27 protein-coding genes are annotated in these 25,078 nt (G+C 65.1%); all 27 read right to left on the reverse strand.

Annotation, left to right across the window (positions count from 1 at the left end):
- Positions 1-3: 3 nt before the first annotated feature.
- Positions 4-384 (reverse strand): hypothetical protein, encoded by a 381-nt coding sequence (locus tag NKH16_RS02190; RefSeq protein ID WP_352898117.1) that lies wholly within the window; start codon positions 382-384, stop codon positions 4-6.
- The gene (locus tag NKH16_RS02195) at positions 385-1,800 is read right to left on the reverse strand and encodes a hypothetical protein (protein WP_352898119.1); all 1,416 of its coding nucleotides are present in this window, start codon (positions 1,798-1,800) and stop codon (positions 385-387) included.
- 62 nt (positions 1,801-1,862) lie between these two features.
- A complete protein-coding gene (locus tag NKH16_RS02200) occupies positions 1,863-2,630 on the reverse strand; it encodes a phage tail protein (RefSeq protein WP_352898122.1) in 768 nt (255 codons plus the stop codon).
- A 12-nt stretch (positions 2,631-2,642) separates the two neighbouring features.
- On the reverse strand, positions 2,643-3,371 hold the full coding sequence (locus NKH16_RS02205) for a putative phage tail protein (RefSeq protein ID WP_352828728.1): 729 nt from the start codon (positions 3,369-3,371) through the stop codon (positions 2,643-2,645).
- The gene (locus NKH16_RS02210) at positions 3,364-4,440 is read right to left on the reverse strand and encodes a baseplate J/gp47 family protein (RefSeq protein WP_352898126.1); all 1,077 of its coding nucleotides are present in this window, start codon (positions 4,438-4,440) and stop codon (positions 3,364-3,366) included. The genes NKH16_RS02205 and NKH16_RS02210 overlap by 8 nt, the downstream gene beginning before the upstream one ends.
- Complete coding sequence (locus NKH16_RS02215; RefSeq protein ID WP_352898129.1) at positions 4,412-4,951, reverse strand: phage GP46 family protein; 540 nt, start codon at positions 4,949-4,951, stop codon at positions 4,412-4,414. Before NKH16_RS02215 ends, NKH16_RS02210 begins: the two co-directional genes overlap by 29 nt.
- Positions 4,951-5,400, reverse strand: a complete 450-nt coding sequence (locus tag NKH16_RS02220) for a phage baseplate assembly protein domain-containing protein (protein ID WP_352898132.1) — start codon at positions 5,398-5,400, stop codon at positions 4,951-4,953. Before NKH16_RS02220 ends, NKH16_RS02215 begins: the two co-directional genes overlap by 1 nt.
- Positions 5,397-6,458, reverse strand: a complete 1,062-nt coding sequence (locus tag NKH16_RS02225) for a phage baseplate assembly protein (protein ID WP_352898135.1) — start codon at positions 6,456-6,458, stop codon at positions 5,397-5,399. Before NKH16_RS02225 ends, NKH16_RS02220 begins: the two co-directional genes overlap by 4 nt.
- A 47-nt stretch (positions 6,459-6,505) precedes the next feature.
- Positions 6,506-7,642, reverse strand: a complete 1,137-nt coding sequence (locus tag NKH16_RS02230) for a DNA circularization N-terminal domain-containing protein (RefSeq protein ID WP_352898138.1) — start codon at positions 7,640-7,642, stop codon at positions 6,506-6,508.
- A complete protein-coding gene (locus tag NKH16_RS02235) occupies positions 7,642-9,441 on the reverse strand; it encodes a phage tail tape measure protein (protein ID WP_352898141.1) in 1,800 nt (599 codons plus the stop codon). Before NKH16_RS02235 ends, NKH16_RS02230 begins: the two co-directional genes overlap by 1 nt.
- A 139-nt stretch (positions 9,442-9,580) precedes the next feature.
- Complete coding sequence (locus NKH16_RS02240; RefSeq protein WP_352898144.1) at positions 9,581-9,886, reverse strand: hypothetical protein; 306 nt, start codon at positions 9,884-9,886, stop codon at positions 9,581-9,583.
- Positions 9,887-9,888: 2 nt separating this feature from the next.
- Complete coding sequence (locus NKH16_RS02245; protein ID WP_352898146.1) at positions 9,889-10,254, reverse strand: phage tail tube protein; 366 nt, start codon at positions 10,252-10,254, stop codon at positions 9,889-9,891.
- A 164-nt stretch (positions 10,255-10,418) separates the two neighbouring features.
- Positions 10,419-11,933 (reverse strand): phage tail sheath subtilisin-like domain-containing protein, encoded by a 1,515-nt coding sequence (locus tag NKH16_RS02250; RefSeq protein ID WP_352898149.1) that lies wholly within the window; start codon positions 11,931-11,933, stop codon positions 10,419-10,421.
- 4 nt (positions 11,934-11,937) lie between these two features.
- Positions 11,938-12,147, reverse strand: a complete 210-nt coding sequence (locus NKH16_RS02255; protein WP_352828750.1) for a hypothetical protein — start codon at positions 12,145-12,147, stop codon at positions 11,938-11,940.
- A 3-nt stretch (positions 12,148-12,150) separates the two neighbouring features.
- Complete coding sequence (locus tag NKH16_RS02260; protein WP_352898151.1) at positions 12,151-12,906, reverse strand: hypothetical protein; 756 nt, start codon at positions 12,904-12,906, stop codon at positions 12,151-12,153.
- Positions 12,903-13,334, reverse strand: coding sequence for a hypothetical protein (locus NKH16_RS02265; protein ID WP_352898153.1), 432 nt, complete (start codon positions 13,332-13,334; stop codon positions 12,903-12,905). Before NKH16_RS02265 ends, NKH16_RS02260 begins: the two co-directional genes overlap by 4 nt.
- A gap of 52 nt (positions 13,335-13,386) precedes the next feature.
- Positions 13,387-14,415, reverse strand: coding sequence for a major capsid protein (locus NKH16_RS02270; RefSeq protein ID WP_352898155.1), 1,029 nt, complete (start codon positions 14,413-14,415; stop codon positions 13,387-13,389).
- A 95-nt stretch (positions 14,416-14,510) separates the two neighbouring features.
- Positions 14,511-15,179 carry a head decoration protein gene (locus tag NKH16_RS02275; RefSeq protein WP_352704925.1) on the reverse strand — a complete coding sequence of 223 codons (669 nt, stop codon included), beginning with the start codon at positions 15,177-15,179 and terminating at the stop codon, positions 14,511-14,513.
- 46 nt (positions 15,180-15,225) lie between these two features.
- Complete coding sequence (locus NKH16_RS02280; RefSeq protein WP_352898158.1) at positions 15,226-15,633, reverse strand: hypothetical protein; 408 nt, start codon at positions 15,631-15,633, stop codon at positions 15,226-15,228.
- A gap of 141 nt (positions 15,634-15,774) precedes the next feature.
- On the reverse strand, positions 15,775-16,698 hold the full coding sequence (locus NKH16_RS02285; RefSeq protein ID WP_352898161.1) for a S49 family peptidase: 924 nt from the start codon (positions 16,696-16,698) through the stop codon (positions 15,775-15,777).
- A complete protein-coding gene (locus NKH16_RS02290; RefSeq protein WP_352828768.1) occupies positions 16,689-16,976 on the reverse strand; it encodes a hypothetical protein in 288 nt (95 codons plus the stop codon). Before NKH16_RS02290 ends, NKH16_RS02285 begins: the two co-directional genes overlap by 10 nt.
- Positions 16,976-18,583 carry a phage portal protein gene (locus NKH16_RS02295; RefSeq protein ID WP_352898164.1) on the reverse strand — a complete coding sequence of 536 codons (1,608 nt, stop codon included), beginning with the start codon at positions 18,581-18,583 and terminating at the stop codon, positions 16,976-16,978. The genes NKH16_RS02290 and NKH16_RS02295 overlap by 1 nt, the downstream gene beginning before the upstream one ends.
- Positions 18,565-20,679, reverse strand: coding sequence for a phage terminase large subunit family protein (locus NKH16_RS02300; protein ID WP_352898167.1), 2,115 nt, complete (start codon positions 20,677-20,679; stop codon positions 18,565-18,567). Before NKH16_RS02300 ends, NKH16_RS02295 begins: the two co-directional genes overlap by 19 nt.
- Positions 20,676-21,305 carry a hypothetical protein gene (locus tag NKH16_RS02305; protein ID WP_352898170.1) on the reverse strand — a complete coding sequence of 210 codons (630 nt, stop codon included), beginning with the start codon at positions 21,303-21,305 and terminating at the stop codon, positions 20,676-20,678. The genes NKH16_RS02300 and NKH16_RS02305 overlap by 4 nt, the downstream gene beginning before the upstream one ends.
- 143 nt (positions 21,306-21,448) lie before the next feature.
- Positions 21,449-21,985 (reverse strand): phage tail protein, encoded by a 537-nt coding sequence (locus tag NKH16_RS02310; RefSeq protein WP_352898172.1) that lies wholly within the window; start codon positions 21,983-21,985, stop codon positions 21,449-21,451.
- Between the two features lie 93 nt (positions 21,986-22,078).
- Entirely contained in the window at positions 22,079-22,915 is an 837-nt protein-coding gene (locus NKH16_RS02315) for a hypothetical protein (protein ID WP_352898175.1), read from the reverse strand.
- Positions 22,916-23,274: 359 nt separating this feature from the next.
- Positions 23,275-25,062: a DNA primase family protein gene (locus NKH16_RS02320; protein WP_352898178.1), complete on the reverse strand. Its 1,788-nt coding sequence runs from the start codon at positions 25,060-25,062 to the stop codon at positions 23,275-23,277.
- Positions 25,063-25,078 lie beyond the last annotated feature (16 nt).

Genomic DNA, 25,078 nt, shown 5'->3' on the forward strand with positions numbered 1-25,078 from the left:
ATTTCAGAGAACCGATGCCGCTGTGAAGAAGGCATCAACCTGCGCGCCCGAAAAGCCGAGCGCGGCAAAGCCGGCCTGCATCGTCGGATCGGTGCGGACGAAGCTGCCGCTGTTTTCGTAGGCGATCTGGACGGCTGGGCCTTGCGTTGCAATCCAGGCTTCGACATCGGTGAGCAGGCCGGCGGCCAGCAGCTGCAGCTTGAACTGTCGCGCGGATACCCGGTCCGGAATGACCGGCACCGGTACGGGCGCGGTGAACACTTCGCCATCGAACAGGAAGCCGGGGCATACCGCATCATCGGCTTCGATAAAGCCTTCCGGCGCGGCGCCCGTTCGGTCGGACTGAACGACGATTCCGTTTTCGACGAGGACGAAAATGCTCATCTAGTCTCCCCAATATTTCAGGCGGGCGTAGTGCTCGATAGAGCCGACGCCGAAGGCGAGGCCGAGGCCATCAGCCTGGGTGGCTGTGGTCCGATATTCGAGGCGGTAGGCATGACCGCCGATGACCAGCGCTCCGCCGACCGCCATGGTGCCGGTGTTCGGCGAGTTGTTGCCCACACCGCCGATGCCAGTCGCGACCTCTGCGCCGGCCGTCACATCGTAGAGACGAACATTGATCGGGATGGCATAGGCGGAGACCTGCCATTCGACCCAGCCATCGGCCGCCGGCGTGAAGATGTTGCTGGCCAACGCCATCAGATTGTAGGGATCGCGTACCTTGGTGTTGAGCGCGTGGATGGCCCATGCGCCATTGCCGGGCGCCGATGTGCCGCCGCCGACGCCGGAGGCTTTCTGGTCCTCCAGCACGGCATCGGGCAGGCCGTTGCCGCCGCCATATTCCGGTGCGGTCGCCGCGGCATTCATGCGCAGCGTGCGCCGCGCCGCGCCCTTGGGCACGCGCGCCAGAACCTTCGGCCCCGTCGCATAAAGCAGGTCGCCCGCCACCAGGCCGGCCGGCGCCGGCAGGAACAGCTTCTGGCCAGCGCTGTCGCCGACGACCAATACATTGTCGTCCGTGTCCCACTGGACATCGCCTTCGGCGGTCGGCAGCGGGTTGGCGCTCTGCTTGAGAATGATGGTGCTGCTGACCGAAGCCCCGTCGACGCGCGTGAAGCGCAGCAGCCGCCAGTTGCCGGAGCCGAGCGATTGCACCGACGCGGTGTCGCCGGCCGCGGTGACGATGTTGGAACCGCCGGGCAGGATCAGGCTGGTGGCGTTATGGGTCAGCGTCAGCGCCGCGGCAAAAGTCAGGCGGCGGATGGCGCCGGCCGGCGCCGAGCCGAAGGACGAGATCGCGTCCGTGCCGGTGATGCGGACATTGATGCCCGTGGCATCGCCGAGATCGGTGGTCGCCGCGCTGGCGATGTCGGTCGACATGGCCGACAGATTATCGGCGGCATCGATCAGGCTCGACGCGCCGGTGCCGCCGTGGTCGATATCGATCAGCCCGTCATTGTTGGCGTCATAGATGGCCTTGGCCATCATGCCGTAGCCGCCGACATCGACGCCGGACAGGATGTCGGTGACCGCCGCACCCAGATAGAGCTCCAGCACGGTCTTCAGCAGCGCCGGGTCGGCCGGGTCGAGGGTTGAAAGATTAACCCCCGAGGCGATCAGCACAACGCGCAGATTGGCGATGATGCGGTTCCAGTCGTCCGCGGTCAGCTTGGTCGAATCGCCGTAGGACAGGCCGTTGCGCGCCCAGGAGAAGCCGTCGACATGGGCGGTGCCCATGCCCGCCGGCGGCGTCAGTTTCTTGACGACATCGAGAATGCCGAACAGATCGGGTGCGGCCATGGGTCAATCCAGTTGCGGGAAAGAGGTCTGAGGCCGAAACGGCCGGTGCGCGTCGCTAGGCGTCAAGTTTTAATTATATACAGCACGGCTCGGTTGCGCGGCCGCGTTTCTGCGTCGCCGGTCACGACGTTGACGATGTCGACATAAGGGTTGCCGCCACCGCCCGGATCCCAGCCATCATTGACGATACGTTCGCCGAGCTTCGATGCGCGGACAAAGCCGACCTGCGACGGATTGGTCGCGGGCGATGGATTGCCGGCCTGCTTAAGCGTGACGGGATCGCCGGTTAACGGATCGACGCGCTGGACGGTGTCGTTCTTCGGCCGAGCCGTCGCATAATCCTGCCAGGTACCGAAGGCGCGTCCCGTGTCGATGCCGCGGCCGTCGTCAAAGCCGCGCAGGAATTCGCCGCGGAAGTCGGGCAGGTTGAAGGTGGAGACCGCATCGCCGGCGCCCCAGCTGGTGCCAATCGCCGCGAACAGATCGGCATAGGTCGCGCGGTTGACCGCCTGGCCATTGCATTTCAGCCAGCCGGTCGGCGCCGTCGCGGCAGCAAACATCGAGACCGAGCCGGGCGGCACCTCGATCGACGGCGTGCTGCCCGCAACGATGTCGGCGATCAGCGCCTGCAGAGCCTGCCAGAGCTGCGTCTTGTCCGCGGGATCGGGGGTGAGGCCGGCTTCGACGATCACCTTTAGGATCTCGTCCTGCGGATCGTTGAAGACATCGGCCGGCGGGATGGCACCGGTCAGACCAGCCGCGCGGTTCTCGTTCCAGTATGGGATGCGCTCGCTCGATAGGGGCGCATTGCGCGGATTGACGAACTTCATGGCGGCCTCTTTTCAGACGGAAAAAACGATGGTGGTCCAGGCTGGCTTCAGCGCGTTGAACAGGCAGATCAGATCGTCAGGCAGGCCGAGCCGGCCGAGCGGCGTCTCGCCGGCACGGCCGTCGCCGGCGCGAAAGAATTCGACCGAAACGCCAGGCACGCTGACGATCCAGACATATTCGACGACCTCGCCGCCGGCGATTGCCTCAGGTCCGCCGCAAGTCGATGCACCGGCCCGGAACGGCGTTGGCTCCTCGATCGAGATGGCATAGCCGGCATCGGCCGCAAGCTTGATGAAATCGGCCGGCGTAATGGTGCCGCCGGAGCGGATTTTCAGCAGCAGCGAGCGCATGCGCGAGTCGATCGTCTGGTCCGGCCCGAGGCAGGGATCGGGCAGCCCGTATTCGATTTCCCAGTCGTCCAGCGAAGTGACCAGCGTCACCGCCGTCGATTCGAGCGCTACGCCAAACAGCGCCCGATAGGCATCGGCAAAGGCCGAGCCGACCGCGCGCCAGAAGCGCGACAGCACGGACAGCGGATCGAGTGCCTGGTTGTCGGGCGTGCCCCATGCCGCACCCTTCGGCAGCAGCGCCGTCAAAAAACCTTCCCCGGCTTCATCCGAGGGATCGGACAGGACATCGCCCTGCGGCGGCGCGCCGATGAACGGATCGTCCGGGGCGAAGTGGAAGAAGGCAAGCTCGTCCTCGCCCGGATAGCGCGGCCAGCGCACGGCATCAGACATAGTTGACCGTGCCCAGCACCGGCATCTCGCCGCCGACATAGATGATGTCGCCGGACGGGTTGATCAGGAAGTGCCGGTCCTCGCCGACGGCAAGGCTGATCGCCTCCGAGATCCACGAGCGCGACAGGGTGAACGGCGCCGAAGCGACGCCCGGCCGCGCGCGCCTGACCAGCATGGCGGCGATCGAGGCGGCAATCGCCGCGCGCGTCTGCACCGTGTCGACGGCAAGATTGGCAATGGTGATGTCGAGCGGCGACGGGATCGGTGCCGAAACCGACAGGCCGGCACGGATCAGGCGGCGCGCATCCAGCGCATCCTCCACCAGGGCGATGTCACCGGCCTGCGGAATGCCATTCTCGCGGCCTTCGAACAGAAACCAGACGCCGACCGTGCCGGGCGCATCCGCAAACGGAAAGGCCCAGGCCTGGGTGACACCGGGGACGGCGCGCGCGAACTGCTCGTAGTCCGAATAGGCGCCGCCCTGCGGTGGCCGCCGTTTCCGATCGAGGATGCGGGCGCGCAGGCTGGCATCCGTCTCGGTGTCGGCGCCGCCGCCAATGCCCCCGCTGGCCACAGTCGCTTCCAGATCGAGGTTCGGAAACTGCGTCGGGTCGGCGCGCTCCAGCGTCTCGCCGGCGGCGATGTTGGTGGCGACACCATAATCGTCGGACAGGATGGTCAGCGCAAGCTGCCCGGCCAGGTCGGAGCGCGCATCGGAAACCGAGCGATAGAGCCGGTTGCCGGCAATAAAGGCGATGCCGGCCGGATAGATGGTGTCGGCATAGCCATTGAGCGTTACCACGCCCTCGGCGCGCGCCATCGGCCGGCGATAGATGCCGAGTTCGGCACCGTGGCGCTCCAGATGCTGGACGCTCGCCGTGGTGGCGAAGATCTGCTCGTACAGCCAGGCGGCGCGCAGATGCATGTCATGCATGCCGGCGGCCACGGTCTTGACGATTGCGGTCAAATTGTTCGGCCAGACCAGCGCATCGGTCCCCGGCAAATAGCGCCGCAAGGTGCCGCGCAGCCGGGTCGAAATCTCAGTTGGCGAGAGGACGGTCCAGGCCACGCAATTGCTCCCACAGGACGCCGAAGCGGCGATCGAAGACGACCGCGCCATCGCGGTCCTTCAAGGTGATTTTCAGGTCGATACGGCGCTGCGCTGGGTCGGCCGTGCCGATCACCTCGGCAGAGGAGACCGCGCCCTGGTCGATCAGCGTCTGCAGGGCGGCACGGGCATAGTCTTCGGCGCGCAGCGCCGTCGCATCGTTTGCCATCGAGCGGCGCAGCAGCCAGAGTTTCGAGCCGATCACCGTCTCGCCGAGGTCGGTGCGCAGGTCGAAACTGTCGCCCGGCCAGCCGCGGTTCTGCTCTTCGGGCGGCAGCTCGTCCGGCTCCACGCGGGCGTCGGTCATCAGGCAGAGCAATACGGCGGTGGCAAGTTCCGCCTTGGCGCGCAGGCCGCCGGCATTGGCCTTGCCGTCGCCTTCTATGGCCCAGTCGCCCGACGTGCCGTCCCATAGCGTATCGGGCGACAGCAGCGGTTCGCCGTCGCCAGTGAGTGGAACGATCCTTATCATCAGTGCGTATGGTGCGGAGTGTTGCCGCCGGCATCGATAATCGAGCCGGTCGCGGTGATGTTGCCGTCGACGTTGAGATCGCCCTGCAAATTCCAGGTGCCGCCGGTCAGCGTGATTGTCCGCGAGCCGAAATCCATGGTCACGCCTCCGGCGAACAGTTTGATGATGTTTCCAGACGCATCGTAAAGTGCCGCGGCGCCGTCCGGCAGGTCGGGCCGGTGCTGCGCGTGCTCGATGCCCATGAGCATCGCCTGGGTGCGGCGGCCAGGCATCACCATCGCGACGCCGATCGAACCTTTGGGCGGCCGGCTGGCGGCGCCGTGCGGCTGCACGTAGAGCAGATCCTTGAACGTCTCGCCGGCAAGACCGCGACCGGAGATCAGCAGCTGGCCATTGTCGAAGCGCGAAGAATCAATCTCGAAACGCGTCAGGTGCGCTGAGGATTTCATTGCGCCGAATACTCCGCCTTTGGCTCCGGCGCAGACCAGCCCTTGCCCGATTTAGACCCGGATGAAGAGCCGCCGAGCGCGCGCGGATCGGTCAAGGTCAAGGTCGCCCGCGTGCCGTCACCATCGGCTTGCGTGTCCTGCGTCAGTTCCACCGATTTGATGACCATCATCTGGTCGAGATAGATGCGCGGATGGCGGACGTAGACCAGAAAGTTCGGCGTCCAGATCCTGCCGCCGGCATCGCGCCAGCCAGACACGGTGATGGTTGCGTTGACCGCGAGGCCGGCAGCCGCGCGGGCCTCCCATTCGACTGCGTTCTTCATATGCTTCGTCGTCGCCTCGCCATCGAGAACGACGATCTTGGGGCGGCTGCGGCCGACCGAGGGATCAGATGCCTTGGCCTCCGGCCGCATGGCCTGCGGTGTCGTGCCGCGCGATTGCTGGCCGCGAACTATAACCGGGTTGAACCTGCCCTCGCCCGAAAATTCCGCTGCGGCGGAGATGATGTTGACGCCAGCCGCCAGGCCGCCGCTATGCGACCCCTCCGGCTTCTGGACGATGCGCAATTTGCCTTGCGGCGTGTCGTGGATGATCGCCGCCTCGGCGCGCGCCAGCGGCTCCAGCGTCGAATACAGCGATTCGCCAGGTTCGATCTGGTGTTTGGCGATTGTTTCGAACGACCCCTTCGCCTCGATGCCGATGCCGCAATTGTCGAAGGCCTCGCCGATGCCCTTGATGTCCCTGTTCTCGACCAGGCCGGTCTTGTGCAGGATCGAGGTCTCGACCGCGTCGACCGTCCGCGAGACCAGCGAGATCGTGGCCTTCCAGTCGTCCGATCCCTGGTCGGGCCTGAGGTCGCGAACATAGCCGGTCAACAGCAGCGTGCCGTTCGCCGTCAGGCTGGCCTTGTCATCGGGCCAAGGCGGCGAGGCACCTGGCGGTATATGCCCGGTGACGACGGCGCTGCGCACAGCCTCTTCGGCCGAGATCGAGATCGAGACATCCTGCCACGGCAGGAACAGCCCGCCAGCCTGGATGACTATGGTCTCAAGCGGCAAGGCACGATCCTCTCAGGCCGCCCTGTGAGGCAGCGTGTACCCGTAAGCTAAGGGGCAATGGCCTCGAAGCTGATCGGCATGGCCGCCGGTGTGGCGACGCTGTTGCGTTGGACCAGCTCGCCGGCCCGGCCGGCATCGCCATAAAGCGCGTAGGCCAGCGCCGTCGCCGGCAGCGATATTTCGGTCTGAACGCTGACCAGCGGCGCCCGATTGGCGGCAACGGCACTGAGGTCGGATGCCGCGGTCGCAGCGATATCCGACAGCCATTCGCTGACCGCAACGTCGAGGCCTGTCGACAGGGCCTCAAGGACGGGATCGACGACCGGCGCAATGCGGTCACGGGCACGGCGCGCATCTTGGCGCGAAATATAATCGCCGGCAGCAAGCGCCTGGCAAAACCCGGCGGCGAAGGCGGCGACCGACACCAGGGCGAAGACATCGGTGCCGGAAGGTGCGGCCGCAACCGCAAAAGCTTCAGTGGCTTCGGTCGGGCTCGCCGCATCGGCGATGGCGCCGACCGTCGAGACGATCGCCGCAGCAATCGGCCCGGCCTGGATGACCGGCTCCGACGACAGGCGCGTGATCGTCGCAATCTGATCGGCAATGACGGGCCGCGTTTCGGCCGGCATCTCCGCCGCATCGGCGACCGAGGCCATCGCCACCGCGGCGGATGCGGCAGCGAGTGCCGAGGGTGCCGCCTGACCGGGCGCGACATCGCGCATGCGGAAAGCGGCGGCAGACGCGATCACGTCAATGCCGGCAGCGATCTTGCTGGCAATCGCAAAGGCGCCGGGCACTGCGGCGAAAGGCAGCGAGGTGAGCCCCGCCAAAACGAACTCGATCTCGAAACCGACATAGCCGGCACGGCCGCGCTCCCGCGACAGCGACCAGCGCGGCACGCGGACGAGGACTGGACCGCCCATCGGCAGCACCAGCGTCGCAGCGCCCGGCGCGTTGAGCGCAGCGGTGAAGTTGCGGGCGGCGGCATCGGCAACATCACCCGCGACATAGGCCGACAGGCTGAAGCGCCTGACATCGCCGCCCATGTCTTCGGTAACATGCAGATTGGAATAGGCGATCGGCGAGATGGCGACACGCCGGCCGCCTTCGGCTTCCTCGGCCTCGACGAAGAACGGCACGCCGCGGAACGAGGCGGGCCGGAAGGCCTTCAGCCAGTCACGCATCAGCGCGGTCCCATCAAATGGCCAGCGTTGGACTTGCCGGTGTCGGCGCGAACCGCCTTAAGCGAGCCGATGGGCCGCGACAGGTCGGCGGCAGCACTGCGGGCGGCGCCGGCAAGCGCATTGGCGCCGGCGACGATTGCCGCTTCCAGCTTGCCCGCGACCGATGCCAGAGTGTCGGCACCAGACTTGATGCTGTCACCGGCCTGCTTGCCGCCGTCGGCAACGGATGACGCCGTCTCGACGCCGGCGCCCTTCAGGTCGGCCGCTGCGGCGTCCGTGGCCCGTTCCATCGCGCTGAAATCGATTTCGTTGCCGAAGTAGCCGGACGGCTTCTCGACCTGAACACTGTTGCGCACCGCGGCAGCGTGGCCGCGACCGTAGAGCCGGTATTGCTCGGCCACGCTCGGCGCAACCGGACGCGGTGTCGGGATCGGCGTGCGGCCCGGCTGGTCCTGACGCCGCGACGGCAATTCCGGGCTGGCGCTCATCGGCCCCTTGGCGGCGACCAGGCCTTCGGGCGACCGCCATCCGCCCTTGAATGCGGTCAGTCCCTGGTCCTGATTGTCGAAGCCATTGCGCAGCCACCACATGCGCTTTTCCCAGAAGCCCATGCCCTGCTTGTCGAGCTCGGCATTGATGAACTGCGCCTTGTCCATGTTGGAGCTGACGAAGTCCATGGCGCCGGTGGCGGCGGGTGCAATACCCGAGCCGATCGCGCGCACCATACGCTCCCAGGATGCGCCCATGCGGTCGATCTTCGACTGGTTGTCATCGAGGACGCGGCCGAGATCGCGCATCGTCGCGCCATCGACATTTTCGAGCGACTTCTGGAAACCCTCCATGGCGTCGCGGCCCTGCAAAAGGGCGCGCATGCCTTGCTGGAATTGGGCATCGGTGAACAGTTGCGGGATCTTCGACAGATCGCCTTTGAGCGCCCGTTCGGTCAGTTCGATGAACACATCGATAAGGTCACGGCCTTCCTTGCGCGCCTTGGCCATTTCCTTGCGCAGATCGACGCCGAACTTCTTAAAGCTCTTCGCCGTCTCGTTCGATTCCATCTTCTGCAAGACGTTCTGCAAATTGGTAGCGGCAGAACTCGCATCACCAGTCTGCAGGCGCACCGTCTGCAGCATCGACGCCAGCTTGCCCAAGCCCTTCTCACCCTCGTATCCGAGCGAAGCCATGGCTGGCGCAAGCGAAGGCAGGTACTGGGCCATGTCCTTCAGTTCGAACTTGCCCTGCTTGCCCGACGTTACCAGAATGTCGAAGGCGCGCTGCATGTTGTTGCCGGCGAAATGGAAAGAGTTGCCGATCGCGTCGGCCGTGGTGGCGATATCGGCAATCTCGGCGCCGGCAGCTTGCGCGGTTGCGGCGACGGAAGGCAGGAACGAAAGCGCATCGTCGAGGCTGCGTCCGGAAGCGACAAGCGATTCGAGACCGTCCGTGATGCTGTCCTGCGTCATCGAATAGTCGAGCGCAGCACGATCGACCGTGCGGAACATCTCGCCCAGCTTGTCCTTGCCGGCATCGGCATTGATGGCGATACGGTTCAGTCGCCGTTCGGCGCCGGCGAAGTTTGTCACCATTTGCCCGGCCCCGCGCACCAGACCATAGGCGACGAGGCCGCGGACGGCGTTTGCCGCCAACATGCTGTTGCGCGCCATCAGTCCTTGCGTGCGGTTGAACGCTAGAGCTTTCTGATTGACCTGGTTGAGCTTGCTGGACAACTGGCCGAAGGCGCCCATCGGGCCGAGCTTCGCCGACAGGCGCAATATGGCCTCGATCGTGCGGTTGCTCATGTCTTCGGCCTACGCTTCAGGAATTCAATGCCACGCCTGTGCAGCATGGCGATTTCAGAAAACGGCATCGGCAGCACCGTGCCTGGCTGCCAGTTGAAGAAGAACATCAGATCATCGGCTTGAACGCCGATGACGTCGCCTACTCGGTGACCGCCGGCGCGGTACGCATAAAAAAACCGATCACCGCGTCGCGCACCAGCCTGGCATCGGCCAGCTCAAGCACGCCCAGCTTCTCGATCCCGGGCGCCACGACACAGCGGCGGACATAGGCAGCGACGGTGTCGACGTTCTCGATGACGACATTGTTGCCGCCGGCACGCTGGATTTCGTAGGGCTCGCCCAGCGCCAGCAGATCCTCGAAGCGCGGCTCGCGCAGCGTGACGCTTTCGAAGGCTTCGGCGTGGGCCTCATAGCGCTTCGACAGCGGAACGACCGTTTCCGCCATCGTCAGATCTTACGGTAGACGCGGGCGATCAGCGCCACGCCCGTGACTTCACCGCTCGCCCGGTTGATGGTCGGCGTGCCGGTAAAGGCGGCTTCGGTCCACAGATGCTGGACACCAGTGAAGCTTTCGTTGAGCGTCACGTTGAAGCCGGAAGCCCGCATCAGCCGGTTCCAGTCGTCGGTCGGCAAATCCTCGAAGGTGAGGTTCGCCTTGAAGCCGGTCGGCTCGACCGTGCGATAGGGCGAGCCGTCCTGGTTGGCGGCGCCGGTGATCTCGACATTGGACGGCATGATCTCCGCCGCGCCGCGCACCACGATCCGCTCGCCGGTCGAAAGACCGAACGTCATCTCTCCGCCGAAATTCTGCATCGGTCATCCCTTTCGTGTGAAGTGCCCATTCGGGCGAATTGTCGGGCTTGTGGCCGCCTGTTGGCGAACCGTGCCCGCCGGTTTCTCGTTTCGCCGTCCACGCACCGGGTAACCGGAAACGGACGTGGTCGCGGCCGGGGAGTGTACCGGCGCTCTGCTGAACCCTATGCGGCGCGATACTGGCTGTAGAGCATCGCGTTGGCGGCAATCACGTCGAGCGGGTTCACGCGGTCGATCGGCGCCATGATGTCGACGCGGTTGGCGCTCTGGCTGTTGCGCTGGACGATCAGCCGATCGGCGAAGCCGCGCGCGTTTTCGAGCACGCCGCGATTTTCCAGCGTGTCGGCGGCATGCACCAGCGTCGCCTTGATCGACTTCGGCGTCGAGATCGCGCCGAGGCCGCCGGGGTTTTCGTCGGCAAGCGCCTTCTGGCCATGCTCATAGGACAGCTGCGCGCGGAAATAGCGCAGGATGGCGACGAGCTGGCCCATTGCCTGGATGTCGCGGAAGGTCTCGTCCGGCTGCGAATTGGCGTCCTTCTGGTAGGTGGTGACGATCTTGTCGATCGCCACGCCGCCATCGGTGTTGACGATGACGCTGGAAATGCCGGAGCGCAGCATGGTGTTGCGGCCGGCATAGGTCGGCACTAGTGATCGATCGCGCGGCGGCCGCTCGCCTTGCACGACAAGGCCTTTCTGGTTGCGCGAGACATTGCCCGTGGCGTCGTCGGACAGCCACGGCACGATGCGCGCCGTGCGGGCAGCTGCGGCCAGCCAGGCCGGCGTCGGGTTGCCGGCGGCGACCGGCAGACGCGGGTGGATGGTCAGATGACGGTCGTTGAGTGCCAGGCCGATCGTGGTCAGCGCCGACAGCGTGCCGGCCGCGGTGGTGAAGACATGGCCATAGACCTGGCGATTGTACGCCCAGCGGCCGGACACATCGTTCATCGCCGCCGTGTAGCGGGCGATGTTGGTGGCGTCCGAAAAGGGCGAGACGATCCAGTCGAAGGGATCGTCGCCGAGGGCGGCCAGGGCAGCCGATAGGTCCGGGCTGCCGGTCGGCACCACGGTGTTGGTGATGGTGACGGCAGCGCCGGCAAAGGCGTTGCCGGCAACGACGGTCGGCACATAGAAGTCATAGTCGACATAGATCAGGCCGAGATGGCGGGCGGTCACCGTCACCGTGTCCGTGGCGACCGTCGCGGCGACCGACAGCGCTGCACCGGTCAGCGCGTTGAAATAGGCGTTGATCGCAGCAGCAAGGGCGGCGGCCACGGTATTGACGCTGTCGCCCGCAGCGATCTGCACCTGCACCGGCTCGCCTGCGATTTCGATGGTGGCGACACCGCCGCCGGCCGGAACCGAATTGACCTTGATGGTGTCGACGCGCGCCGTTCCGGTCGCTGGCGCCGCCAAGATCCAGGTTTCCTGCGTCGGCGCGTTCAAGAACGCGACACGCGCCATTTCGGCCAGCATCGAGCCGACGCCGCAAAGTGCTACGGCTTCCTGCGCCGAGCCCACCGGCGTCGGGGTATTGTCTGCAATGAGCGCGCCGGTGTTCTTATGGCCGATCAGCAGCAGGCGCGAGGCCGACTGGTAGCTGCCGCCGGAGGTCACCTCGAAGGCAAACAGCGGCGCGACCAGGCCTGCGCCCGGAATGTTGTTGAACAGGATGCCCATGGCTCTATTTCTCCTTGCGCTTGCCTGCGGCCGGGGCGGCAGGCGCTTCGATTGGCTGTTCGGCGATCAGCGAGCCGTCATTGATGAGCTGCAGCCATGCCGGGTCTTCGCGGTCGACGGTCAGCCCTTCTGCCGGAAAATCGACAGTCGGATTGAACGGGTGCGGCATGCGGTGGTCGGCATCGGCGAGCTTGACGTGAACAAGATTGGCCATGGTCTAATCCTCGATGTCCGGAAACGGCGGCGCGATCGACGCTGCAGGCCCCATCTCGCCGGAAATGCCGGCCTGCTTCACTTCGAAGGCGATCGTGTCGATGATCGGCAATGGTGCGGCGGCCGCGAATTGCGCGGCCATGTTGGCCAGCGTCGCCTTGGCGTAGGAATTGTCGGGCAGAAGTGCTGCGATGCGCGCGGCCGGTTGCGGCAGCCCTGCCCCGCCGGAGAAATCGTCGTCGGGTATCTGGCAGTCGAACAGCATGGTGGTGCGCTGCCAGCGCAGGCCAAGCTCGGGAACGGCGAAGCCTTCCTCGTCGATGCTTTCGATGGCCATGACGATCTGGCGAAAGAGCGTGCCTGTCGGCCCTTGCGTCAGCACGAAACGCACCTGCGCGCAGAGCGCCGACAGCACGATGCGCGCCGTCGGGTCGGAGCCGACCATGGCGTCGGTATAGGGCGAGCCGTCCTCGTCCTGCGCCGAGACGCAGAGCTCCGCCACCACCTCGAGCATGGTGCGGCCGTTCCTCGCTACACTCCCTTGGCCCTGGCCACGGCGCGGCGATTCCGACTTGCGGGTGAACAGCGACAGGACCGGCGTGTATTCCTCGCCGGCGTCAAGTTCATCGGTCGAAGGCCGGCGGCTGTCGAAGACGCGGTGGCGCGCCAAGGTCGGCAGCGCGGTGCCGGCAAGCATCGCGACGGTCGGGCACAGGCTTTCGACAGCGGCCAGCCGGGTGATTTCTGCGGCAATGGTCATGGCCGGCCCTTGGTGCGGTTGACGAAGAGCGCCAGGCGCTTGCCGCCGTCGACCGGATTGGCCGCGACAAGAAAGCGGCCCCTCTCAACGCCGGTCTCCGGGTCAAGCCAGACGATCTGGTCCTCGACCTTGACCGGCTCGGGCCAGTCGGTCGACAGCGCGGTTACGACGGCCTCATGCGCCGGCATTTCGCGCGCTCGGTCGCGATCCGAAGACAGCATGGACGGATGCGAGAAGCCGGGCGCGAGAGCGGCCGGGCCGAAATGTATCGATCCGAGGAATGAGAAGCCGACACGGCCTGGATCGGCCATGCGGGTATCGTTCACGCCGACGCGCCGCGCCGTCGGCACGACGCGGAAGGTCTCGCGGTCGAAGACTTCGGCGACGGTCGTTTCGAGCGCCGCCGAAGCCTCGTTCCAGTCGATCATAACCAAGCGCCTCGGTACAGGATATTGGCGGCGCCGAGCGCCGCCGGGTCGATCAGGTGTTGCGCGCGCCCATCAGCGTGCCGGGACGGGTGCAGAGCTGCAGCTCATTCATCTGCAACTCGCCATTGATGCCCTTGTCATTCGGCATCGGCCACTGCTTGGCATAAAGACGCTCGCCAAGCGTGTTGACGGTCTCCATATAGTCGGCCGGCGAGATGTAGGTCTTGAACAGGTTCGGCACACCGACTGGGAAGAAGCGCGCCTTGGTCGCGGCGATGCCGACGCCCTCGCCGTCGATCTCGCCGTAATTCTCCCAGACGATGCCGCCGAATTCGAACGTCGGGTTCGAGGAGCGGTTCTTGCCGACGAAAGAGTCGCGCAGGATCTGGGCTTCAGACCAGCCCTTGTAGGTGTCGCGAACCTCCTTATGGGTCAGCAACTGGTCGAAGAAGGTGTCGCCGACAAAGGAGTGCACGGAGGCGAACGGCACGGCGCCGAGCGCCTTTTTCTCTGCTCGGATGACCTTGGTGCAGGCGAGGCGCAGAGCCCCATCGGCCGGGTTGGCATTGTCGAGGTCGAAATCGACTTCCGCAACCTGGCTGATGCCGAATTCGGTGAACAGATTAAGGGTGGAGCCGTCGGCATAGGTGATGATGCCGGTGACAGCCCCAAGCCGGGCATGTTCCTCGGTCAGGTCGAAGTCCGAGGTATTGGCCGCAATGACGGCACCGACTATCTGTTGCACCGTCGCCAACTGGTCAGACGTCCCTTTTGCGCGAACGTTCTGCACCTGGTCGGCGAGCACGCCCCAGTCGCGCTGGAAGTGCGGCACCTTGAAGTCAGTCATCTTGCGCTTGGGCATGTCGCGGGTCTCGCCGGGACCACCTCGCGGGCTCGGCTTGACCAGCTGCAGGATGTCGCCAACGCGCTCCATGGCGATGGTTGTGGTCGTGACAGGATGCGAAGAAAAAAGGCCCATCTCGCCGATGCGACCGGGCCGGTATTTCAGGTCATTGACGAAATCGGTCAGCGACGTGCAGCTGAACGCGTCATTCTTGAAGATGTCGAGGATGTTGTCCATTTTGGGTTTCCCTTGGAAATCCTGACTGGCAGGAATGGTTCGGCGCGGCGGGCCGCGGGCTCAATCGGAATGGCCGGCGGTCACCCGCCGCACCGTCAGTTGCGGATGATAATGCCGCGCGCCTCGAGCGCCTGGACCGCGTCGGCCTTGTCGGCTGCGGCGATGCCGGCCGGCCATTCGAGCTGGTGGCCGTTGACTTCCGCCGAGCGGGCGATGATGGCGATGGCCGCCGTCGCGTCGGCAGGCGTGACGACGGGATAGAGCGCGATTGCCGCCGCGACCTCGGAACCGTCCGTGCCGGCCGGATTGTAGGCGACATACTGGAAATCATCCGCGTCGGCCGCGACCGTGACGGTGAAGCGGTCGCCGGCGACGAAGTCGGTGGCGTCGGCGATAGTGAACTTGATTTCCTTGTTGAAGGCGACGCCGACCGTCGCCTTGCCGATCGACTTGCCCGTCGGATCGGTCACCTCGAACGTGCCGCCATTGGTCGCCGGCTCGGTACAAATGATGTTGTAGACGCCGTCCTTGACCCTGGACGAGACGGCCGGATTGGCGAGCGTCAGCGCGCCGGAGCCGGCAGTGTTGCCGGCATCGGCGGCCGCGGTGGCGACAACGCCGGCAACGACCGCGATGCGGCCGAGCACGGTGCCGGCAAGAAGCGTCTGCAAAAAGGCGACGGTGGCGTTATCGCGCGAGCGGTGGAAATTCGCCTCGCTGAGCAGAAATTCGCCGGCATGCCGGCCTTCGGTAACAGTCGTCATGGCTTCAGCCTTTCACGATTTTGAGGATGGTGCGCGAAAGGCTCGATCAGCCGTTGCGCTTGTTGATGCTGTCCGCCGCCTTCTTCCAGCCGGCCGAAGCATCGGCGGGTTTCGGAGCATTGCCGGGCTGCGCCAGGCTGGCGGCGGCCAAGCGCTGTTGCTCATAGGCGGCGGCATCAGCACCACCTGTCGGCTTGGTTGCCGCCACATTGGTGACGACGAAGGCGGCGACATCCTCGCCGGACATGGCCGGAGACTTGGCTGCGAGGTCGAGCGCCGCCGCCATGCGGCCGCCATCGCCCTTAACGCCTTCGGCACCCATCGCCGTTGTGAGGCGCTTGCTTTCAGCGGACACGCCGGCGGCGTGGCCTTTGGTTTCAGCCGCAGCAACGGCTGCGTCATGGTCGGCCTGCGAGATAGTGCCCGCCGCGGCGGGCGCCTGATTTCCGGACATTCCGGTCTCCTTTGCCCGCGGGGGGCGGTTGGTTTCAGTTGACGCCTGGGCGCCGGTTTCTTCCCCATCATCAGGGGAAAGCTCATCCGCGGCCGCGAGCGTTGCTGCGCGGACCGCGGCCAACATGCTGTTCGCCATGGTTCAGGCCTTTCCGTTGATTTCCTTGACGAAGGCCGCGAACGCCTCCTGGCTGTCGCCGACGGCATCGGCCAGGCCGAGTTCGACGGCTTCGCTCGCCGAATAAGCCCCCGCCTCAGTCTTCAGCGCCGCCGCTTTCGACAGGCGCCTGCCGCGGCCCTGCGCGACGACGGCGGCAAACCGGTCGCGCATCTGCTCGACCTCGGTCTGCCATTTCTCCTGAACACCGGCCGCCAGGGGCTGATAGGGATTGCCGTCGACCTTATGCTTGCCGGCATGGATGAAAGTGACCTTGATGCCTTCCTGCTCCAGATTGCCGCTGAAGTCGGCATGCATCATGACGACGCCGATCGAGCCGGCGCCGCCGAACTCCGGCATGATGATCTGTCGCGCCTGGCTGGCCAGGAGATAGCCGGCCGAATAAGCAAAATCGGTCAGGATGGCGATGGTCGGCTTGGCCTTGGACAGCGACCGAAGTGCTGCAGCGGCCTCGAACGCGCCATTGACCTGCCCGCCGAAACTGTCGATCTCAACCACGGCCCCCTTGACGGCAGTGCTGCGCTCGGCCCGGGCGAATTGCGTGATCAGCCCCTGGTAGGATGTTTCGCCAGATGATGATCCAATCCATGCGCCCTTCTGGACCAACGTGCCTTCGACCGGAATGACAGCGACGTTCCCGATCATCTCAAATGGGACGATGCCGCGCTGGTCTAGGCGGCGGCCCATGCTATCGCCCAGCACACCCGCTGACGGGCGGCCACTGGCAAAGGCGACATGGTCGACCGCGCCGGGAGCGTTGACGATGGTGATGTTCTGGCCCGTCAGGCGCGGACCGAGCATCTTCAGCAAGGTTTCCGCCTTGCCCGGATGATAGAGATGCGGCCGGTCAAACAGAACGCCGCAGACGCGTTCGAAGGCTAGAGACATGAGCCGCCCCCGACGAAGCGTATCGACTTGGCATAACGCGAGCGCTTGCCCTGCTTCGCCGAACAGGCGGCGGCTAACCGCATCAGCTCGGCGTCGAGCGCCGCGACGCTGCCGACCGATATGCGGACGCGCTGGTGGGTGACCGGCGAGCGCACTTCAGTCTCTTCGACTCGCTCGCCGGCGATCAGTTTCAGCTTTGCCGCATAGAGCGCTTGGTAAAGCGCGCATGGGTCTTCCGCGTCGACCGAGACGCCGGCGATCTTGATCAGGGTTGGCATCAAGCGGCAGCCTTCTTGGTCGGCTCTTCTTCAGCCGCGCCTGGCGCGCCACCATTGCGAGGCACGAAGGGCGAAGGCATGCCGGCAGCGATATATTTCTGGTGCTCGCGCACGCGCTGCTCGAAGACTTCATCCGGATCATAGCCGAGTTCGGCGCATTCGCTGGCAAGCGTCGAGGTGCCGTTGACCAGACGTTCGGTGGACGCCTTTGCGCTCTTGCCATCGTCGGCGGAGGGTTTTGCAGGACCCTGCCACAGGGCCCAGCAGACTCGCTCACGATTGGCAGCAAAGGCTTCGTAGCCGCCCTTGAATGGAATGCGGCCTTCGCCGATCTCTTCATCGAGCCATGGCTCGTAGATCGACTGGCAAATCGGCGCGGCAATACGCTCTCGGCGACGCGTGACGACGGGCCAAATCGAGGAGTTCTCCATGCGAACGCTCGAATAGGTTGCCGCCGTATGGTTCATCGTCAGGCCGCCGAAGGTGATGCCGATGGCGCGCGCCATATCACGCGACAGCTCGTCCGACACCGGAAGGAACTCCGGACCAGGCGTCTGCGTGGTCAGCAGCTTCAACTCTTCGCCAGGAGCGAGATGAGAGACCTGCGGATCACCGCTGATCGAAATCTTGCCTTCTGCCGCACGGCTCAAGGCGCCGGCGAAATAGTCGTGGAAGTCGGCCTGCAGATCACTGTCGTCCGGCAGTGCCTCGATCGCCTCGAATGCCTCCTTCGACGGATTGGGGCTGGTCAGGGCAGCGGCGAAAACCGTCTGCAGGATGCCGGTCTGGATCTTCGCATCGACCAGGATCTCATGCTGTATGTGCTTGCGGAACGCCGGCGCAATCCGCGAGATGCCGCGGACGTCGGTCGCATCCCACGGATCGAAGACATGCATCACCTGCAGCCTGCCGGCCGCGTCATAGGCGCGATAGTCGCGCCTGGTCCGGATGCCGGCTTCCTTTTCCTCGAATCGGTAGGCGATCGGCCGCCCGTTTGCCTCATGTATGACGCCTTGATAGAGGCCCTCATACTCGCTTGTGTCCTGGACCAGAGCGGTCGGCGGCACCATGCAGATCTTGGTTCCGGTCGTAATGCCGTAGCCGCGGCGTTGCGCGCGAGGCATGTATGAGATCAGGCCGGTCGCCTCGCCGTAGGCCATGTCCCAGCGCAAGGCGATGTCGACCATCTGCGGCACGGTGAACTTGCCGCGCATATCGCATTCGCGCGGGTTCCAGGCATAGCGCTTCCAGCGGCGCTTGATGATCTTGATCAGTTCCGCAGTCTCGGCCTCGCTGTAGCCGAGGCCGGACAGGTCCGGCTGCGGGTTGAGCACCAACTCGACGCCGACCGTGTCGGCAAGCACCTGGTCGGCGGCGCCCTTCAGTCGCCCGGAATTCTGGATCAGATCGATGGCAAGCCCGGCGGCGCGGCGCCAGGCAAGCCGGATTTCGTCGCGGCTGTCGCGCAGGATGGCCGGGCGCGTGTTGATGATGGCCGAGCGCGAATCGCGCAGGAACGCGGCGCCGGGAAGCGGACGCGCGGAAACATCCGTGCCCGCCTTTCGTCCCAGGAGCCGGTCGATCAGTTTCACGTTCGCTTCGCCCATTTTTCACGATTTGCCTTGCGGCGCGCGTCGCGCTCCGGATCGGCTTTTCTGGTCTTGCCCTTGAACGGCCCGTCCTCGGCCGCCTCGAACAGGTCCGGTTCGGCCGGCTTGCCGTGCAGTTCGGTCAACAGGTCGGCCCAGCGCTCGGCATTGAGCCGGCGCTTGTGCTTCAGGTGCCAGGCCAGCGCGAAGGCGTAGACCGTGGTGTCGAACCAGTCATTGGCGCGGCCTAAAATCTTCTTCCACTCGCGCGGCGCCTTGGGACTGATCAGATTGCGGGCTCGCCGCGAGACGGTGGCGCGCGCTTCCTCGTCCGGATCGACCAGCCGCTCGGCCGTCATCTCCTTGGCGAACTCGTCGTCGCAAAGCTCGTTCGACAAATGGATGGTGTTGCGCGGCCAGCTGCCCTTCTCGTCGGGACCGAGCACGAAATTGGCAAGTGCTGCCATCACCGAGGTCTTGATGTCGTAGAGCCCGACCGGATAGAGCATGACCTTGGCGATGATGCGCTTGCGCTGGTCGCGAATATCCTTCTTCACCGGTGTGCCGAGCCATGGCAGGCCGATCTGGTGGCGGCCATCGAGCGCGTAGACATTCGGCCGCGAGGCGCAGAAGCGGTAGACGCGGTCGGTGGCGAAGCCCGAATCGACCCCGGAAATATCGATGCCCTTCTCGCCGCCGCCGGCCGTCCGGTAGGTCTTGCCGAGCGCGTCGGCGAGTTCGATCCAGGCGTCGTCGACCTGGTCCGGCGCGCCCATGAAGACCTGTCGGTCGATCAGCCAGGCGCGGTCGCGCGGCCCGACCGCCCAGACCGACCATTTGATGCCGTAGCCCTGGACGTCGGCCGCCGAGACGATGAGACCGGCTTCGGCTGGGATGGTCCCTTGCGGGAACGGAAACTTGCGCGCCGCCTCGACGATCTTTTCCCATTCGACGGCGACGCCGCCCGGATCGTAGGGCAGCGCCAGATCCTGCTGGTAGAAGGTGCGCAGCTTCGTCGTGTCGCCTTCAGCATCCTTGAAGCGGTGCCATATGTCGGCGAAGCGTTCGCGCGGCGCGTAGGCGGCCCACAGATGATAGCTCGGCTGCCAGTCGCGGCAGCGGCCCTCGCAAGGGTCGCAGCGCCAGCGGACGATGTCTTCAGGCGCGAGCGCGTCCGGCACCTTCTCCTCGCCGTCATGGACGCGGCGGGCGATCCAGTGCGCCCGGGCATTCATCTCGGCCTTGTGGCCGTCGAGAATAGCGCCGTTGCAGGCGATGCAGGCCATGTGCACCGGCAGATTGGCCGCCGGGTCGGCCTCGCGCATCTGGTCGAATTCCAGCACCTGGTAGATGCCGCAATGCGGACAGGGCACGTAGCTGTAGCGCTGGTCGCCGGCCTCGAAGTCGCCGGAAATTGCGCACTCGCCGGTGACGCCGGGCGTCGATCCTTCCCATTCCTTGGCGAGGTCGCCATACATTTTCTGCCGGGCACGCGCCTGGTCGCGCGGGCTGCCGCGGCCGTCGACATCGCGCGGGTAGCCGGTGACCTCGTCCATGGCGAGATATTTTATCGACACCATCTGCAGGCCCTTGGAAGAGCCCGCATTGACGATCTGGCAGAAGCCGCCGGCATAGCGCTTGAACGAGGTGGTCGAGCCCTGCTCGTCGCGGCTGTTGACCGGCATCACCTTGTGGGCAATGCGTGGGCTGGCCTCGATGGTCGGCTGCAGCTTGACCCGGTTGAACTTGGTCGCTTCCTCGAGCGTCGGCAGCACGATCATCATCGAGCCCGGCGCCTGGTCGACGATGAAGCCGAACCAGTTCTCGATCGCGGTCGACTTGCCGAGCTGCGCCGCCCAGCGGCAGGTGACACGGCGCGCCGGATGGTCGGGATGCAGGCAATCCTGCGGCTCGCGCAGGTAGGGAACACGGTCGGTCTTGAACGGGCCGGGCCAGGGCGACCCCGATTCCGGCGAGACGACGCGGTAGCGGTCGGCCCATTCCGAGATGGTCAAGTCGGCGACGGGCCGGCTGGCGGCCTCGAGGCCTGTGAACAGGATTTCGGCGCCATGCGGCAGTTCCGGAAAGGACAGCCGCGCGTCGTGATAGCTCATTGCAGGCCGGCCTGGTCGAATGGGCCGGTGTCGCCGGCGGCGCGCTCGCGCTCGTGCTGGTCGAGGCGCTCGCGGATCTCGCGGTTGAAGTCGTCGAGGCCGACGCGGACGAAACCTTTCAGCGCAATGCGCGCGACGCGCTCGTCCCAGCCATACTTGACCGAAAGGCTCGCTGCCTCGCTCTCGATCGCCCGGTCGAAGGCGCTTTGCATCAGCGCGATGGCGTCGCGGCCGGCCTTGTCGACCTCGGCCGTCGGCGTCAGTTCGCCGCGGCGCTTGGCGAGATCCATCTCGCGCATCTCGGCATCGGCCTGCGCCTTGCGGGCAAAGCCGTCAGACTGGCTGCCGGCGAACCGTGAAGGCTGCGCCTTGGCCTTTATCCCGAGGCCAGGAGCTTGCCCCGAGACCGGCGGCACAGTGCGCAGTCGAATGTTCTCGCCACGATGGGCAACCAGCGCGCCGAACTCGACCAGGTGGGACTTACCCTTCTCGCGCGTCGGCAACGCTTGCGCGTGCTGTTTCAGGTAGCGCGACAAGGTCGAGCGGTCGATCCGGTCGCCGGCCGCGCTCAACCGCGCCGCGGCATCCGTGATCGAAATCCACTCGGCGTCGGTTTCGATGAGCATCTCGTGCAGTGTCCCGTGCAGCACGCGTGCATCACACGTTGTTGCGTGTACCGCTTTCCGACGCGCCTACTAGAAAAATCCCGGGCTCCCCCGGGCCCGTATGGGTTGGAAACGCTGATACGGTCCCTACACCGGGGGTGGGGTCAGCGGGGCAGGAGGTTCTCGACCTCATGCAGATACCGAGGCATCAGGCTCTGCTCGATCAGCTCGGTCAGCACCTGGAGGTAGACCTCCGGGTTGTTCGTGATGTCGTGCGCCGGGTTCGGCCCGAACAGCTCGCGGATAGGAAGCCTGTCCTTGCCCTGTCGCCTGAACACGCCAGCATGGCCGCTCTTCATCTCAGCGATGAAGGCAGAGCGATATGATCCTCTCAATCGGACGCGCACACCCTTGGCAGTCTGGGTTGCGCCGAGCTTGTAGAGGGGCAGCCAGCCCGATCTCAGGATAACATCGGACGTGTTGCCGCCCGCATTGAACTGCGCCGTGGTCACCGCCCGCACCCGCGATGGCGGGATGTCGATGCGCTCGGCATTGCGCTTGACGATGCGGCTGCGCGCCATCTCGGTGATGCGGCGCATCGCCCGCGCTGCGGCCTTGGCCTTGATCTGATCGGGCAGGCGCGCAATCGCGCGGCCGAGGTGCTCGAAGTCGGACGCATCGACATAGAGTTCGACGGTCACGCGCTTTTCCCAATGAAAAACCCCGGTCGCTTGGGGCGCCGGGGTGATTTCTTTTTTACCGTGTTCAGATGTATGTCAAGTTTCTCCCGCACGTCAACAAGCAACGGCAGTTTTTTTCGCGGGCCGATCTGCTGCCCTTTCGACGATGGCGACGCCAGGCCTGTCGGCCTCAAGCCATGGCGTCATCGAGCGATCCGAATAGACCAGCCTGTGCCCGGTCAGCTGCGTGGCGATCTCGACCTCGAGCCTGCGCAGGGCCGCGACCCATATCTGGTAATCGAGCCGGCCGAGGATGTCGCCGGTCGGATCGGTCGAGAATTCGTATTTGCGATAGGCGCCCTTCACCGGCCTTTGCTTGCGCTCGTCATAGCCGTGAACCTCCAGGTCATAGGTCTGCCCATGGATGTCGGTCAGCCGCTTCATGACGAACCATGCCGGCTTGCCGCTGCGCTCCATCATGCGCGTCTTGGACGGCTCGGCCGCAAAGTCCGGCTCGCGGCCGAGAATGGCCGTGCCGACGACGAGGCTGACGATGCCGGCCGCCCGCCGTTGCGGCGTGCGCACCATGTAGCGCTCAACGGCCTTCTTGACCGCCGCTTCGGCCATGCCTTCGGTATCGGGCCAGTCGGCCAGCGCATGCCAATTGGCCGGGATCGCCACGTCGCAGCGCGACAGCCCGGCAACCGCACGCCCGACTGCAACCGCGTCGTCATGCGGCTCGCCCTGCTCGATCCAGTAATTCTCGGTATCGCCCCTTCCCCTGTCGATGATCGCGCCAAGCTCGGCAAAGCTCGTGATCTTGCCCCATGATGACGCCTCCAGCATCCGCCAGGCCGAGTTGGCGTTGTCCAGCCCATCAACCCCGCCGCCCTTCGGCAATTCATTGACGAAGGCCCAGGTCAGCAATTCCTCAATGGTCACGGTCTTCATCTTCTTATCCTTGCGACAGTTTGCGATAGTTTGCGGGAGTTTAGCGATAGTTATGAAGCGACAGTTTGTTTAGCGATTTCAACGTTTTGGGGTGTCGTTGCGGGAGTTGCGATAGTTATTCGATGCCCTATACGCATAAAACTTTTTTCCCCCGGACCCCTCTTCACACCTATAGCCCTCGCCAAAGTGGTGCAGACTGTCGCAACCCTTTGTTTTCGCTGTCTTATTCACCGCGAAGCGAGTAGCGCGAACTGGCGCGACTGTCGCCAAGTGTCGCCATGGAAAAGCCAATGAATTCAAGGCGCGCATGGGTTTGCGGGCCAAAATGCAAGCCAAACGAGGGGTCACGGGGAGACGCGTCATGAGCGGAGATGCTCCTCGAAATCATGCTGGCCGGAGCCGCCTTCGCGCTTGGGCGGCGGCACGTCGACCAGGCGGATGCCGTGGTAGTGGACGATCCGGCCATCCTCGCGCCGGTACTTCTTCTGCATGATCAGGCCGAAGCGGGTCAGCGAGACCGGCTTGCCGCCCTGGTCGACCGTGAAGTCGACATACGCCTGATAGAACTGCTTGGCCGTCACCGGCTCGCCCTCCTCGCGCACCACGCAGCGCGCCACGAAGGCCGCCGTCGGGTCCATCTGGTCGCGATACTCCTGCGTCTTCGCCAGCACCGCATCGGGCACGACGAGGCCTTCGCGCAGGAAGATCATCACGCCCTCGACCAGCCAGTTCAGGATGCCGGGGTGCTCCGGCAGGAATTCGGAAACGACCTCCTCGAACTCGCGCTGCTCACTCGCCTCGAGGACGACCGGCCAGTGGACGACGGCCATGCGCCGCCAGATGCCGTTGTCGGTGCCGGAGATCTTCGGATAGCCGTTGCCGGACATGTGGCCGGTGAAGATCGGCTTGAAATCGAAATAGCCCTGGAACAGGTCACGCACGGCAAAGTGCTCGCCGCCGGTCAGGTCCTTGACCAGGTTCTCGCGCAGATCCTCGCCCTCCGGCATTTCCTTGACGCGCAGGAAACGGCGGCCATAGAGCCGCGCCATATCCGGATTGGCCGAACCGCCGGCCTTGCCCTCGCCGGTGAACGATTCTGACGGCAGCGTGACCGAGACCTCGCCGAGCAGGCGGCAAAGCACCTCGAGAAACACCGACTTGCCGTTGGCGCCGAAGCCATAGTGGAAGAACAGCTTTTGCACGGTCAGCCCGATCAGGCCGAGCCCGGCCGCCACCTGGACCATGCGCCGAACCTCTTCGTGCGGCAGCATGCGCGTCATGAAGGCGAGCCATTTCGGGCAGTCGGCCTTTGCGTCGTAATCGACCGGCACGACCTGTGTGATCAGATCCTGCCGGCGATGGCCCTTGACCACCTTCAGTTCGGCAACGGGCGCCACGATGAATTCAGGCAGGTTTTCGCGGTTGTCGTCGGGATCGTCGAAGGCCGGATTGCGCACCGTCTTGATCACTTTGCGGAAGCACAGTGTATGGCCGCGCAGCGCGACCTTCAGCGGGTCGGCGTTGAATTCGTCAGGCCCGCGCATGACGTGGGGTGCTGCACAGGCGAGCATCGCCTCGAGCCGCCCCTTGTTCTTCGAGGAGACGGCGTGCGACATGCGCCGGCTGATGCGCGCAGCGAGGTTCTTTTGGGCCGCCTCCGCCATCTTGGCGACTTTCTTCTCGCCAGGAGAACGCTCTTGCTCCAGCTTCTTCAGCGCCTCATGGCCGCGCTCGATCGCGATCTTCTCAGCCGGTGTGTGATCGATGTATTCGATCTCCAGCGCGATGCGCCCGCCGAGGTTCTGTGCCACCGCCAGCGAGCGCGGATCGCCGGTGTCGATATCCCAATGCGTGCCAGTCCAAACCGCATAGGCGGCCTTGCGCGCCTTCGCCTGGGCCAGCACAAGCAGATCTTCGCCGAAGTGGGCAAGCAGACGCTCGGCATTGTCGGTGTCGGAATGGTCGAGGCCTGCACAAGCCTTGACCGCCTCCATATCGACCTTGCTGCCCCGGCGCGGCCCGGTGCCCGGCTCACCATCATCCAGTTCGTCGACAGTCACATCGACATCGAGCGGGGTGCGGGGCAGCCCGGCTGCTTCGGCCTGGCGCGTCGCTTCGTCGAGAATGGTGGCCACCTCTTCAGGCATGCCAGTCCTTTTCTTG

It is taken from the genome of Mesorhizobium sp. M1307 (genome assembly GCF_040318155.1).
Lineage (GTDB): Bacteria > Pseudomonadota > Alphaproteobacteria > Rhizobiales > Rhizobiaceae > Mesorhizobium.

Excerpts from the sequence above, each read along its gene's own strand:
- NKH16_RS02305 (WP_352898170.1), bottom strand. The coding sequence starts at position 21,305 with ATGCTCATCGAAACCGACGCCGAGTGGATTTCGATCACGGATGCCGCG.
- NKH16_RS02220 (WP_352898132.1), bottom strand. The coding sequence starts at position 5,400 with ATGAAATCCTCAGCGCACCTGACGCGTTTCGAGATTGATTCTTCGCGC.
- NKH16_RS02230 (WP_352898138.1), bottom strand. The coding sequence starts at position 7,642 with ATGCGTGACTGGCTGAAGGCCTTCCGGCCCGCCTCGTTCCGCGGCGTG.
- NKH16_RS02200 (WP_352898122.1), bottom strand. The coding sequence starts at position 2,630 with ATGAAGTTCGTCAATCCGCGCAATGCGCCCCTATCGAGCGAGCGCATC.
- NKH16_RS02205 (WP_352828728.1), bottom strand. The coding sequence starts at position 3,371 with ATGTCTGATGCCGTGCGCTGGCCGCGCTATCCGGGCGAGGACGAGCTT.
- NKH16_RS02245 (WP_352898146.1), bottom strand. The coding sequence starts at position 10,254 with ATGCAGAATTTCGGCGGAGAGATGACGTTCGGTCTTTCGACCGGCGAG.
- NKH16_RS02290 (WP_352828768.1), bottom strand. The coding sequence starts at position 16,976 with ATGCCAACCCTGATCAAGATCGCCGGCGTCTCGGTCGACGCGGAAGAC.
- NKH16_RS02240 (WP_352898144.1), bottom strand. The coding sequence starts at position 9,886 with ATGGCGGAAACGGTCGTTCCGCTGTCGAAGCGCTATGAGGCCCACGCC.
- NKH16_RS02270 (WP_352898155.1), bottom strand. The coding sequence starts at position 14,415 with ATGGACAACATCCTCGACATCTTCAAGAATGACGCGTTCAGCTGCACG.
- NKH16_RS02195 (WP_352898119.1), bottom strand. The coding sequence starts at position 1,800 with ATGGCCGCACCCGATCTGTTCGGCATTCTCGATGTCGTCAAGAAACTG.
- NKH16_RS02320 (WP_352898178.1), bottom strand. The coding sequence starts at position 25,062 with ATGCCTGAAGAGGTGGCCACCATTCTCGACGAAGCGACGCGCCAGGCC.
- NKH16_RS02315 (WP_352898175.1), bottom strand. The coding sequence starts at position 22,915 with ATGAAGACCGTGACCATTGAGGAATTGCTGACCTGGGCCTTCGTCAAT.
- NKH16_RS02280 (WP_352898158.1), bottom strand. The coding sequence starts at position 15,633 with ATGTCCGGAAATCAGGCGCCCGCCGCGGCGGGCACTATCTCGCAGGCC.
- NKH16_RS02285 (WP_352898161.1), bottom strand. The coding sequence starts at position 16,698 with ATGTCTCTAGCCTTCGAACGCGTCTGCGGCGTTCTGTTTGACCGGCCG.
- NKH16_RS02260 (WP_352898151.1), bottom strand. The coding sequence starts at position 12,906 with ATGACCATTGCCGCAGAAATCACCCGGCTGGCCGCTGTCGAAAGCCTG.
- NKH16_RS02300 (WP_352898167.1), bottom strand. The coding sequence starts at position 20,679 with ATGAGCTATCACGACGCGCGGCTGTCCTTTCCGGAACTGCCGCATGGC.
- NKH16_RS02250 (WP_352898149.1), bottom strand. The coding sequence starts at position 11,933 with ATGGGCATCCTGTTCAACAACATTCCGGGCGCAGGCCTGGTCGCGCCG.
- NKH16_RS02215 (WP_352898129.1), bottom strand. The coding sequence starts at position 4,951 with ATGATAAGGATCGTTCCACTCACTGGCGACGGCGAACCGCTGCTGTCG.
- NKH16_RS02295 (WP_352898164.1), bottom strand. The coding sequence starts at position 18,583 with ATGGGCGAAGCGAACGTGAAACTGATCGACCGGCTCCTGGGACGAAAG.
- NKH16_RS02190 (WP_352898117.1), bottom strand. The coding sequence starts at position 384 with ATGAGCATTTTCGTCCTCGTCGAAAACGGAATCGTCGTTCAGTCCGAC.
- NKH16_RS02275 (WP_352704925.1), bottom strand. The coding sequence starts at position 15,179 with ATGACGACTGTTACCGAAGGCCGGCATGCCGGCGAATTTCTGCTCAGC.
- NKH16_RS02255 (WP_352828750.1), bottom strand. The coding sequence starts at position 12,147 with ATGGCCAATCTTGTTCACGTCAAGCTCGCCGATGCCGACCACCGCATG.
- NKH16_RS02235 (WP_352898141.1), bottom strand. The coding sequence starts at position 9,441 with ATGAGCAACCGCACGATCGAGGCCATATTGCGCCTGTCGGCGAAGCTC.
- NKH16_RS02265 (WP_352898153.1), bottom strand. The coding sequence starts at position 13,334 with ATGATCGACTGGAACGAGGCTTCGGCGGCGCTCGAAACGACCGTCGCC.